The organism is Micromonospora sp. NPDC049175 (assembly GCF_043197345.1).
In the GTDB taxonomy this organism is placed as follows: Bacteria; Actinomycetota; Actinomycetes; order Mycobacteriales; family Micromonosporaceae; genus Micromonospora.
The window spans coordinates 707,495-719,230 of the sequence record NZ_JBICSY010000002.1 but is presented as its reverse complement, the minus strand read 5'-3'; the positions used below and the strand labels follow the sequence as shown (position 1 = coordinate 719,230).

Below are 11,736 nucleotides of genomic sequence, written 5' to 3'. Positions count from 1 at the left end.
CTTGACTCTCAGAAGAGCATTCACCGCGCTCACCGCAGCCGGTGTCGCCGCCGCCAGCCTGACCGGGGCCACCCCCGCGTCGGCAGGCGGGCACCACCACCACCCGCCGCTCGCCTTCGACCGGGTCGCCACGTATCCGGTGTTCCAGAACCGTCCCACCGGGGAGGACCCGACCACCGCGACGGTCGCCGAGATCTCGGCGGTCAGCGAGGACGGCCGCACCCTCATCCACACCGACGCGCTGGCCCGGCGCATCGGCTTCCTGGACATCTCCCGTGCCGACCGACCGCGCGGCCTCGGCACACTCTCCCTGGCACAGCTCGGCGACGCCGAGGACGAGCCCACCTCGGTCGCCGTGGTGGGTCGGTACGTGCTGGTGGTGGTGAACACCAGCGGCAGCTACACCGCGCCATCGGGTCGGCTCGACGTGATCGAGCTGGCCAGCCGCAAGCGGGTCGCCAGCTTCGACCTCGGTGGCCAGCCCGACTCGATCGCGATCAGCAAGGACAAGCGGTACGCCGCGATCGCCATCGAGAACGAGCGCGACGAGGAGGCCACCCCGCCCGGCGGCGCGGAGGGCGACCTGCCCCAGGCCCCCGCCGGCTTCGTGCAGATCGTCGACCTGACCGGGACGTCCCCGACCGGTTGGCGGCTGCGTCCGGTCGCGCTGACCCGCGCCGACGGGAGCGCGCTGCCCGCCCTGGCCCAGGCCGGTCTCGCCGCGCCGACCGACCCGGAACCGGAGTACGTCTCGATCAACAACCGCAACCAGTTGGCCGTGACGCTCCAGGAGAACAACGGCGTTGCCCTCGTCGACCTGCCCACCGGCCGGCTCACCTCGGTGTTCAGCGCCGGCACCGCAACGATCAACGGGATCGACACCAAGAAGGACGGTGTCATCGACCTGACCGGCAGCATCACCGACGTGCCCCGCGAGCCAGACGCGGTGGCCTGGGTCGACGACCGTTACCTGGCCACGGCCAACGAGGGTGACTGGCACGGCGGGACCCGTGGCTGGTCGATCTTCGACAGCCGCACCGGACGCGTCGCCTGGGACGCCGGCAACACCTTCGAGCGGCTCGCCGTCACCTACGGGCTGCACAACGAGGACCGGGCCGGCAAGAAGGGCACCGAGCCGGAGGGCGTGGCCGTCGCCGAGTACGGCGGGGTGCGCTACGCGTTCGTCGGCTCGGAGCGCAGCAACTTCGTCGCCGTCTACGACCTGGGCAACCCCACGAAGCCCGTGTTCCGGCAGGTGCTGCCGACCACCAATGGGCCGGAAGGTCTGCTGCCCATCCCGTCGCGTGGGCTGCTCGCCGTCTCCAGCGAGGAGGACGACGCCTCGGTCAACGTCCGCGCCTCGGTGTCGCTCTTCCAGCTCGGCACGGGCACCCCGGAGTTCCCCAGCATCGTCTCCGGCGCGGACCGCACCGGCACCCCCATCGGTTGGGGCGCGCTCGGCGCGCTGAGCGCGGTGCCGGGCAAGCGGGACCAGCTCTACAGCGTCACCGACGCGGCGTACAGCCAGACCCGCATCCTCACCATCGACGCGAAGCGGTCACCGGCCCTGATCACCGGCGCGCTACCGGTGCGGGACACGGCCGGCACCCCTGTCGGGTACGACGCGGAGGGCATCGTCGCCCGTCCGCAGGGCGGCTTCTGGCTCGCCGTCGAGGGCGCCAAGGGCGCGGAGAACAAGCTGGTCCGGCTCGACGCCGCCGGGGTGACCCGGCAGACCGTCACGCTGCCCGCCGAGGTCGCCGCCGGCCTGGGCAAGCAGGGCCTGGAGGGCGTCACGGCGACCACCGACCGGCAGGGCCGGGAAATCGTCTGGGTGGCCGTGCAGCGGGAGCTGAGCACCGACCCGGCCGGGATCGTCCGGCTGGGCCGCTACGACGTCACGGCGGGCACCTGGAGCTGGTACGGCTACCGGTTGGGTGCTACCAGCACGCCCGGTGACTGGATGGGCCTCTCCGAGATCACAGTGGTCGGCGACCGGCTCGCGGTCATCGAGCGGGACAAGCTGAACGGTCCGGCCGCCGCGGTCAAGCGGATCTACACGGTGCCGTTGCCGGGCGCGGCGGCGACCGGCCCGCTGACCGTGCTGCCGAAGACGCTCGCCGTCGACGTGCTGCCCGCGCTACGTGCCACGAACGGCTGGACCCAGGAGAAGCTGGAGGGCCTGACCGTGGCCGGCAACGGCGAGGTGTACGCGATCACCGACAACGACGGGGTGCAGGACGCCACCGGCGAGACGGTGCTCCTGCGGCTGGGCTCCAGCCGGAAGGTCTTCGGACACCGCTGATCGGCACCGCTCGGATGAACCACCTCGGCCCGGCGTCCACAGGCGTGGACGCCGGGCCGCCTTCTTTTCCAGCACGAGGTTGTCGACCCGCGGCCGTCCCGCCGACGCGAGAGCCGAACAGTTTCTTCGGTCGCGCAGAGGGCATCACGCACAACTGCCGTGGGTGCACAATCGAAGGGTTCGAGCGTCGAGGTGACCGCCCCGGTCCGTCGCCGACCTCGCCGGGCCGGCGAGCCGGGTGGCACACTGAGCGCCGTGACGGCAGCGACCCGCGACAGTGCCCCGACGAGCGAGACCGAGGGCGCGGACCGAGGTCTGGAACGCCTGGTCTTCTTCTCCGACGCGGTCATCGCGATCGCGATGACGTTGCTCGCGATCGAGCTGCCGCTGCCGGAGGGCGACGGCGACGCGGCCCGCTGGCGTTCGCTCGGCGAGCTGCTCACCGGGGAGTACCTGTCGTTCCTGCTCAGCTTCGTGGTGATCGGCGCCTTCTGGTGGGTGCACCACCGGCTCTTCCAGCGGGTGGCCCGGCTGGGCCCGTGGATCGCCTGGCTGAACCTGCTCTTCCTGTTCACGATCGTCGTCCTGCCACTCGCCACCCGGCTGCACCGCGAGGAGGGCGCCGAGCAGGTAGGCGTCGTCGCGTACGCCACTGTGGTCGTTGCCGTCGGTGCCAGCCTGCTCCTGCTGCTCTGGCAGTTGCACCGCGCCGGACTGCTCCGACCGGACGCCGCGCCGGGAACGGCGATGGGGACCGCGCGGGCCATCGCGGTACCTGTGTTCGCCTTCGCGATCTCGATCCCGATCGCGTTCGTCAGTACGGCCGCCGCGCAGTACACCTGGCTGCTGCCCGTCGTGGTGCTCGTCGTCGTCCGCGGCTACCACCGGTGGCGGCGGGTCTAGTCCGGCAACGGCAGTAGGCGAATTTCGTTCGGTTCGCCTACTGCCGTCGCAGAACCAGGTGGCGGGCAACCCTGAAGGTTAGGCAAGCCGCCGGGCGCGGGTGGCGGTGACCGTCGCGGTGCCAGTGCTGGACAAGCCGGAGATCAGGTACGCCCGGTAGGTGCCGTTCGGCAGCACCGTCCACAGGTCCGGGGTGCCGTCGGCGTTGATGTCGGCAGCCTGCAGCGTGCTGATCGCGACGCCGGTGTTCCAGTTCGTCGCCACCCGGTACTGGGTGTGCGTCAACGTGCCGGTGCCGTCACCGTTGTCGACCATGGTGACCCCGGTCCACAGGTACAGGTGCCCGGTGCCGGCGTTACGCAGGAAGAGAGCCACCCCCGACGCGGTCTCGGTGCTGGCGATCGTCCAGTTCTGCCAGTCCGCCGCGCCGGTCGGCGTGGGGTTGGTCAGGTCGGTGACACCGAAGTAGAGGCCCGCCGCGTGGAAGTTGGGGTGGTAGCCGAGCCGGTAGCCGTTTGTGGCGTCGCCGGCGATGCCGAACAGATCCGGGATGCTGGTGTCGACGCCGTCAGCCTGGAACGCGTTCGCGAGTTGCAGAGGGCTGTTGCCGTTGGCGTCGGCCAGAAACTCGTACGGGACGGAGAACCCGTTGTTGTAGGGGCTGGGCATCGTGCCGTCTCCGGCACCGCGGATGATGACGGCGGCACCGGCGGAGTTGCCGGTCGGGTAGTAATAGAGGAAGTCCTGGCGTTCCGAGCCGGTGAAGCGACCGGTGATGACCTGGGCGCCGTCGAAGTCCGCTCCGGACTCGTCTCCGGTGACACCATTGCCGAGTAGGCCGATGTTTGTGGCCGGAGTCTGCACCTTGCCGGTGCCGACGCCGGTCTTGCGAGACTTCAGGCCGAGCGCCGACCAGACGCCGGAGGCGAGGCGGGTGCCCGGGCCGCCGACAGTGACCAGGTCGGCGACGCCGTCACCGTTGAGGTCCTTGTCGACCTGACCGGCGGTGACGGTGGGCGTGGGCTTCGCCGCCGCCTGGGCCGGCAGGGCCGGGGCGAGCGCGGTCAGCGCCAGCGCCACGGGCGCGGTCCAGGCCAGCAGGCTGCGGGAAGTGAAGGACATCGTCAAGGGTTCCCCCGTGTTGTTAGGAGTTGCGGCTCGGACGGTAGCTGACAAGAGCAACTGTCACGACCCGTGCAAACCCGTCCTCCCGGGGCCTTGGTCCGCGCTAGCTCGACCGGCTGATGGCCGGCAGTTCCGGGCCGCCGTCGAGCAGTGGGGCGAGCAGGTCGTCGTACTCCTCGACCCGGGTCAGCACCTCGGCGGCGGTGAACTGGCGGACGGCCGGTTTCCGGCCGCGAGCGCCGGCCTCGACCTCGTCCCAGGTCAGCGGCGTCGACACCGACGGCACCGACTGGGCCCGCAGGGAGTACGGGGCGACAGTGGTCTTCGCGGCGTTGTTCTGACTCCAGTCGATGAAGACCTTGCCTGGGCGCAGGTTCTTCGCCATCTTCGACACGATCAGCTTCGGATGCGCCTGCTCCAACTCCTGGGCGATCCGCCGGGCGTAGGCCGAGACGTCGTCGGCGGGCTGGGTGCCCGCGATCGGGCAGCAGAGCTGCATGCCCTTCTTGCCGGACGTCTTCGGGTACGACTCGACGCCGTCGGCGGCGAGCCGGTCACGCATCAGCACCGCCACCGGACAACACTCGGCCAGCCCGGCCGGCGGCCCCGGGTCCAGGTCGACGACCATCATGTCCGGGTGCTCGCCGACCTTCCACTGCGGCGTGTGCAGCTCCAGCGCGGCCAGGTTGGCCAGCCAGACCAGGGTGGGCAGGTCGTCGGCGACCACGTAGTCGATGGTCTCCCGGCCCTTCGTCGACCCCGGGGCGGGCAGATTCTCCACGCGTACCCAGTCCGGGGTCGCGGCCGGCGTGTTCTTCTCGAAGAACGACTTGTCGTCGACCCCGTTGGGAAAGCGGATCCGGGTCAGTGGCCGGTCCCGCAGGTGCGGCAGCAGCACCGGCGAGATGCGGGTGTAGTAGTCGATCACCTCACCCTTCGTGAAACCGGCCGCCGGATAGAGCACCTTGTCCAGGTTGGAAAGCTCCAGCGGGCGGCCCTCGACGTCCACCCGTAGCCGCTCAGCCGGCATCCTCGACCTCCTCCGGCGGCTTGTCCGGGCGCAACCGCAGCACCCGGGGGAAGCGCAGTCGGCCGTCCGGGGTGCGCTGGCCGTACTTCACCTCCACCACCACCCGGGGTTCTACCCAGATGGCGCCCCGGGCATCCTCGCGCGGCACACCCGGCGCGAACGGTGACACGCCGGAGCGCAGCGGCTCCAGCTCGGCGAGGAGCTGCCGTTCGATGGCCGCCCCGATCCCGCCGCCCACCCGCCCCCGGTAGACCAACCGGCCGTCCGGGCCGGGCACCCCGACCAGCAGCCCGCCGATCCGGCGCGCGCCGGGCCGCCAACCGCCGATGACGAAGTCGCCGGTCACCTCCAACTTGACCTTCACCCAGTCCGGCGAGCGCACCCCCGGGCGGTAGACGGCACCGACCCGCTTGGCCATCACGCCCTCCAGGCCGTGCTCACCGGCCGCCTCGTAGGTGGCCGGGCCGTCGGCGAAGACCGGCGGCACCGCCCACCGGGTGCTGCCGAGGGTGAGCGCGTCCAGGGCCTCCCGGCGGCGCTCGTACGGCCAGCCGGTCAGGTCGTCCCCGTTCAGCCGCAGCAGGTCGAAGATCATGTACGTCACCGGCATGACCGCCGCCAGGCGGGCCGCCTTGTTGTGGTCCCGCACGTGCATCCGCTCGGCCAAGGCGGTGAACGACGGTTGTCCGCCCGCGCCGAGCAGCACCACCTCGCCGTCGAGCAGGGCGTCGTCGACCTGCTCGGGCAGGGTGGCCAGCTCGGGGTACGCGGCGGTGATCTCCACGCCGGAGCGGGCGTACAGGTGCTGGTCGCCGCCGGAGATGTCGGCGAGCGCGCGGACCCCGTCCCACTTGAACTCGTACGCCCAGCCGGCACCCGCCGGGAGCGGCCCGGTCATCGCGAGCATCGGCTTGAGCGGCGCGCCAGGCACGACCCGACTGTAGTAGCAGGCCGAACACCTCGCGTCCGGTTCTTCGGGATGCGAGCATGGTCGATACCGGGGAAGGGAGCGCAGGATGCGTGCCATCTGGAAGGGAGCCGTGTCGTTCGGGCTCGTCTCGATCGGGGTGAAGCTCTACTCCGCGACCGAGGAGAAGGACATCCGGTTCCACCAGGTGCACCGCGAGGACGGTGGCCGGATCCGCTACAAGCGCACCTGCTCGGTCTGCGGCGAGGAGGTCACCTACGACGACATCGCCAAGGGCTACGACATCGGCGGCGGCGAGATGGTGATCCTCACCGACGAGGACTTCGCCGACCTGCCGTTGACCAGCTCGCGCGCGATCGACGTGTTGGAGTTCGTGCCGGCCGAGCAGGTCGACCCGATCCTCTACAACAAGGCGTACTTCCTCGAGCCGGAGGGCACGGCCACCAAGCCGTACGTGCTGCTGCGCGACGCGCTCATCGACTCGGAGCGGGTGGCCATCGTCAAGGTGGCGTTGCGCCAGCGGGAGCAGCTCGCCACCCTGCGGGTCCGCGAGGGAGTGCTGCTGCTCAACACCATGCTCTGGCCGGACGAGATCCGTACCCCGGATTTCGGTTTCCTCGACGAGGACCTCAAGGTGCGCCCGCCGGAGCTGGCGATGGCCAGTTCGCTTATCGACTCGATGACCGGCGAGTTCGAGCCGGACGTCTTCACCGACGACTACCGGGCCGCGTTGCAGGAGGTCATCGACGCCAAGGTGGAGGGTCGGGAGGTCGTCCAGCCGGAGGAGGCCGAGGAGGCCCCGGCCGCGGCGGTGGACCTGATGGCCGCGTTGAAGGCGTCGGTGGAGCGGGCCAAGGCGGCCCGCGGCGAGCAACCCGCCCGTGGCGGTGGCGGTGAGCCGACGCCCATCTCGTCGGCCCGGTCGGCGCAGAAGGCGGCGGAGAAGAAGGCCGCCAAGGCCCCCGCGAAGAAGACCACGGCGAAGAAGACGGCCGAGAAGAAGGCGGCCGAGCCGGCGAAGAAGACCGCCGCCAAGAAGACACCCGCGAAGAAGGCGGAGCCGGCGAAGAAGACGGCCGCCCGCAAGAGCGCACCCCGCAAGAGCGCCTGACCGGTACGGCAGCGACGACGGTGTCCGGCGGGCCGGGTACGCTCCGCCGGCCGCTGGCCACCGGAGGAGCCCTCATGCCGTACACCCCTGACCTGGACCGGTTGTTGACGCCCGGCGCCCGCTTCACCGACCAGCACGGCGCGTACCTGATCGAGGTCCACCCGGTGGGCGACGTCGTGCTTCCCACCGGCCAGGTGGTGGGGTGTGACCCGCTGGTGTGCCCGGAGGCCGAGCCGTTCACGGTCACCGTGGCCCCGGGGCGTTATCCCGCCCGCGCCTGGGTGGCGGTGGTGCTCCGGGAGGACGCCGAGGTGGACCGGCGGGTGGCCGCGCTGGAGCTGGTCGTCTCCGCCGAGCCCACCGTCAGGTGGGAGCCGGCCGTCGCGGGCGACCAGGACGTCGCCACGCTCGGCGCGGACGACTACTTCGGGTACGGGGTGGACGCCGGCGCCGGCACCCTCGCCGACCCGACCGCGCTCGCCGCCCTGGAAGCGTGGGACGAGGACCGGATCGAGGAGGTCTTCGTCCCCGCCGAGCTGCCCATGTCGCCGGTGCGCGGGCTGATCACCGCCGTCCTGGACGAGGCCAGCGGCGCGAACGTCGTCACCGTGGCCACCGGTTGGGGCGACGGCTGCTACGGCACCTGGATCGGGCGTACCGCCGACGGCCGGGTCACCTCGTTCGTGACCGACTTCATGGTCGTCCCGGGATAACCGCCCGGGAAGATCCCGGAACTGCCGCGCTGGGCGATCCGAGGCGTCCGCGGCGGGCACGGTGGGCCGTGGTGCGGGTACCGTGTGCGTCGGCTTTCCCCCCGGCACCGGGTGCCGGCCACACTTCGCAGCAGGGAGTCGACGACGTGAGCGAGCGGACGCAGGAGAACCGGCCGGCGGACCAGGATCAGAGCCCGGCGACCAAGTCGGGGCGCCGGCTGGCCGCCCAGTTGGCGGCGAAGAAGGCCGCCGACCGGAAGCGTAAGCGCAACGCGGTGATCAGCGGCCTCGCCGCCGTCGTCGTGGCCGGAGGGTTGATCGCCGTCTTCGTGACGATCGGCGGCGGGGGCGACGACAAGCCCAAGAACCAGGCCGACGCGACCCCGTCCGCGACCGTCCCGGCCCCCGACGAGCCCGCCGCGCCGCCCGCCCCGCAGCTTCCCGCGGACGCCGATCCGGCGCTGAAGACCAAGCCCGCGGTGAAGCCGGGCACTGGCGAGCTCAAGAAGCTCGCGGTCATCCCGCTGATCAAGGGGACCGGCCCGGCCGTCAAGAAGGGCCAGAACATCACCACCAACTACGTGGGGGTGTTCTACAAGGACGGCAAGGAGTTCGACTCGTCCTGGAAGGGCGGACAGCCGGCCAGCTTCCCGATCGGCGTCGGCCAGGTCATCCCCGGCTGGGACCAGGGCCTGGTCGGCGTGACCGTGGGCAGCCGGGTGCAGCTCGACATCCCCACGGACCTGGCGTTCGGCAAGGACGCCGCGTCCAAGGGCGCGCCGGAGGGCCCGCTGCGCTTCGTGGTGGACGTGCTCGCCGCCCAGTGACCCCGTCCTGATCGTCCCGGTTGTCGCCGGGCTGCGATGGAGTTGTTCACATGGGGCTTCCGGCCCGTCACCCAGCGGCAGTAGGTTCGGCGTCACCCCGGGCGGTTCGCCGTCCGGGGTGAGATCCGGGACTCCGACGCGGAGGTGCAGATGACGGCGCTGGATGAGCCTGGGCGGACCGCCCGGTCGATGTGGGCCTACTTCGAGCCGGTGCACGCGGTCACCTACCTGCACCCCCGGGCCCGCGCCGCGTACGAGGCGGTCGGGCTGCGCGGTTACTGGCGCGGTTACTTCGCCGGCCGGGCCGCGCCGCTGGGCGCCACCGAGGCGGCCCCGGTGATCGCCGTCTTCTTCACCTTCGCGCCGCCGATGGTGGCCCGCGCGCTGCCGGCGGTGTGGCGGCTGGCCACCCCGCCGGAGGCGCTGCGCGCCCGCCTGACAGGTGCCGTGCAGGCGCTCGCCGAGCTGACCTACGAGCTGCCGGAGTCGCACCTGGCGGAGGCCGCCGACCTGCTGGAACGGGCCGCCTCGGCGGCGCAGACCGCCGGCCGGGTGCTCGGCGCGGCGAACGCGGCGCTGCCGGTCGGCGAATACCCGCTGGCGCGGCTCTGGCAGGCCGCCACGACGCTGCGCGAGCACCGGGGCGACGGGCACGTGGCGGCGCTGGTGGCCGCCGGGCTGGACCCGGTGGAGACGCTCACCTGGCGGGTAGCGCGGGACGGTTCGCCGCCGCAGTACCTGCTGGGCCGGGGCTGGTCCGAGGAGCAGTGGCACGCCGCCCGCGAGCGGCTGACGCGGCGGGGCTGGTTGACCGAAGACGGCACGACCACCGAGCAGTCCCGGGCCGATTTCCAGGCCATCGAGGACGCCACCGACCGGGCCGCCGCGCACCCGTGGCAGGCGCTCGGCGACCAGGACACGGACCGGCTCCGGGAGCTGTTGGAGCCGATCGCCCGGTCCGGCCACACCCTGCTCCCCGAGAGCAGCCCGCTCGGCCTGCCCGCGCTGCCCGGCTGACCGGGCACCCGCCGATCGGGCAGGATGGGCCCGTGGCAGATGCGGTGGTCTTCGACCTGGACGGCGTGATCGTGGATTCCGAGCCGGTGTGGGAGGAGGTCCGCCGGGCGTACGTGGCGACGCACGGCGGGACGTGGCAGCCGGACACGCAACGGCGGCTGATGGGGATGAGCACCGGCGAGTGGGCCCACTATCTCAGCGGCGAGCTGGGTGTCGGCCGCACCGCCGAGCAGGTCGCCGTCGAGGTGGTCGAGGAGATGACCCGACGCTACCGGGACCACGTACCGCTCATCGCCGGCGCCGATGAGGTCGTCCGCCGGCTGGCCGCACGGTGGCCGCTGGGGTTGGCCAGTTCGTCGCCGACCCGGCTGATCGAGGCGGCGCTGGCCGCCACCGGACTGACCGACGAGTTCGGCGCGACCCTGTCCACCGAGCAGACCGAGCGGGGCAAGCCGGCACCGGATGTCTACCTGCGCGTCGCCGAGCGCCTCGGCGTCGACCCGGCCCGCTGCGTGGCGGTGGAGGACTCGTCGAACGGGGTGCGGTCGGCCGCCGCGGCGGGGATGCGGGTGGTGGCCGTACCGCACGGTTCGTACCCCCTCGACCCGGACGCCGCCGGGCTCGCCGTGGTGTCGCTCGGTGCGATCGGGGAGCTGACCCCGGAGCTGGTGGAGAGCCTGGGTTGACGCCAACCGAGAGGGGTAGAGACCACAGATGAAAGCGATCGTGTACGAGCGGACCGGCGATCCTTCGGTGCTGGAGCTGGTCGATCGGCCGGTGCCCGAGCCGGGGGCTGGCGAGGTCCTGGTCCGGATGGCGGTGTCGGGGGTCAACCCGACCGACTGGAAGTCCCGGCGCTCCTTCGCGCCGAAGGGCTGGCAGATCCCCGGGCAGGACGGCGCGGGAGTGGTGGAGGCGGTCGGTGAGGGGGTCGACCCTGACCTGATCGGTGAGCGCGTCTGGATCTGGGAGGCCGCCTGGCAGCGGCCGTGGGGCACGGCAGCGGAATACACGCTGGTGCCGGTCCGGCAGGCGGTGCGCCTCGGCGACGCCCCGTTCGAGCTGGGGGCCGCCCTGGGCATTCCGTTCCTCACCGCGCACCGCTGCCTGACCGCCGGGGAGTTCATGCCGGACACGCTGCGCGCCGGTGCGCTGGCCGACCACACGGTGCTGGTGCAGGGCGGGGCGGGCGCGGTCGGCAACGCCGCGATCCAGCTCGCCCGTTGGGCCGACGCCACGGTGGTCGCCACGGTGAGCAGTGCCGAGAAGGCACAGCTCGCGGCGGCGGCCGGCGCGTCGTTCGTCATCAACTACCGGGAGCAGGACGTGGTCGAGGAGGTCCACAAGATCGCTCCCGACGGGGTGCACACGATCGTGGAGGTCTCCCCGGCCCGCAACGCCGCGATCGACGCGCAGGTGCTGCGGCACGGCGGCGCGGTCTGCATGTACGCCGACGACGGCGGCGACGAGGTGGCCATCCCGATCCGGGCGATGATGGCGCCGAACGCGCGCTGGCAGTTCGTGCTCGTCTACACCGAGCCGAAGGCGGCCAAGGCGCTGGGCGTCAAGGACGTGGCGGCGGCCGCCAGCCAGGGCGGTCTCCGGGTCGGCGCCGATGCCGGTCTGCCCCTGCACCGCTACTCGCTGGCCGAGACGGCCGCGGCGCACCAGGCGGTGGAGGACTCGACGGTGGGCAAGGTGCTCATCACGACAAGTGACGCCTGATCGGGTCGCTGACCACCTGATTTCCCTGTCATCAGGACAGAGGCGAACAAGT

11 protein-coding genes are annotated in these 11,736 nt (G+C 71.9%); 8 read left to right on the top strand and 3 right to left on the bottom strand.

Annotated elements, in window-relative coordinates:
• Position 1: 1 nt before the first annotated feature.
• Together ACGFH8_RS10265 and ACGFH8_RS10260 are read left to right on the top strand one after the other, a co-directional pair.
• On the top strand, positions 2 to 2,305 hold the full coding sequence (locus tag ACGFH8_RS10265) for an esterase-like activity of phytase family protein (RefSeq protein ID WP_393365790.1): 2,304 nt from the start codon (positions 2 to 4) through the stop codon (positions 2,303 to 2,305).
• Positions 2,306 to 2,560: 255 nt separating this feature from the next.
• A complete protein-coding gene (locus ACGFH8_RS10260) occupies positions 2,561 to 3,208 on the top strand; it encodes a TMEM175 family protein (RefSeq protein ID WP_393365788.1) in 648 nt (215 codons plus the stop codon).
• A 78-nt stretch (positions 3,209 to 3,286) separates the two neighbouring features.
• Here the strand turns inward: ACGFH8_RS10260 and ACGFH8_RS10255 are convergent, their stop codons facing one another.
• The 3 genes from ACGFH8_RS10255 to ligD (ACGFH8_RS10245) all read right to left on the bottom strand — a co-directional run bounded on the left by ACGFH8_RS10255 (position 3,287) and on the right by ligD (ACGFH8_RS10245) (position 6,294).
• Positions 3,287 to 4,330, bottom strand: a complete 1,044-nt coding sequence (locus ACGFH8_RS10255) for a hypothetical protein (protein WP_393365786.1) — start codon at positions 4,328 to 4,330, stop codon at positions 3,287 to 3,289.
• A gap of 106 nt (positions 4,331 to 4,436) precedes the next feature.
• The gene (gene ligD / locus ACGFH8_RS10250; RefSeq protein WP_393365784.1) at positions 4,437 to 5,363 is read right to left on the bottom strand and encodes a non-homologous end-joining DNA ligase; all 927 of its coding nucleotides are present in this window, start codon (positions 5,361 to 5,363) and stop codon (positions 4,437 to 4,439) included.
• A complete protein-coding gene (gene ligD / locus ACGFH8_RS10245; protein WP_393365783.1) occupies positions 5,353 to 6,294 on the bottom strand; it encodes a non-homologous end-joining DNA ligase in 942 nt (313 codons plus the stop codon). Before ligD (ACGFH8_RS10245) ends, ligD (ACGFH8_RS10250) begins: the two co-directional genes overlap by 11 nt.
• A gap of 85 nt (positions 6,295 to 6,379) precedes the next feature.
• Between ligD (ACGFH8_RS10245) and ACGFH8_RS10240 the strand changes: the two genes are divergently transcribed.
• The 6 genes from ACGFH8_RS10240 to ACGFH8_RS10215 all read left to right on the top strand — a co-directional run bounded on the left by ACGFH8_RS10240 (position 6,380) and on the right by ACGFH8_RS10215 (position 11,684).
• Positions 6,380 to 7,402 carry a Ku protein gene (locus ACGFH8_RS10240; protein WP_393365781.1) on the top strand — a complete coding sequence of 341 codons (1,023 nt, stop codon included), beginning with the start codon at positions 6,380 to 6,382 and terminating at the stop codon, positions 7,400 to 7,402.
• Between the two features lie 74 nt (positions 7,403 to 7,476).
• Positions 7,477 to 8,115, top strand: a complete 639-nt coding sequence (locus tag ACGFH8_RS10235; RefSeq protein ID WP_393365779.1) for a DUF4241 domain-containing protein — start codon at positions 7,477 to 7,479, stop codon at positions 8,113 to 8,115.
• 146 nt (positions 8,116 to 8,261) lie between these two features.
• Complete coding sequence (locus ACGFH8_RS10230) at positions 8,262 to 8,942, top strand: FKBP-type peptidyl-prolyl cis-trans isomerase (RefSeq protein WP_393365778.1); 681 nt, start codon at positions 8,262 to 8,264, stop codon at positions 8,940 to 8,942.
• 189 nt (positions 8,943 to 9,131) lie between these two features.
• Positions 9,132 to 9,959 (top strand): hypothetical protein, encoded by an 828-nt coding sequence (locus ACGFH8_RS10225; RefSeq protein ID WP_393367058.1) that lies wholly within the window; start codon positions 9,132 to 9,134, stop codon positions 9,957 to 9,959.
• Between the two features lie 32 nt (positions 9,960 to 9,991).
• Positions 9,992 to 10,645: an HAD family hydrolase gene (locus ACGFH8_RS10220; protein ID WP_393365776.1), complete on the top strand. Its 654-nt coding sequence runs from the start codon at positions 9,992 to 9,994 to the stop codon at positions 10,643 to 10,645.
• Between the two features lie 28 nt (positions 10,646 to 10,673).
• Complete coding sequence (locus tag ACGFH8_RS10215) at positions 10,674 to 11,684, top strand: NADPH:quinone reductase (RefSeq protein ID WP_393365775.1); 1,011 nt, start codon at positions 10,674 to 10,676, stop codon at positions 11,682 to 11,684.
• The last annotated feature ends 52 nt before the right edge of the window (positions 11,685 to 11,736 follow it).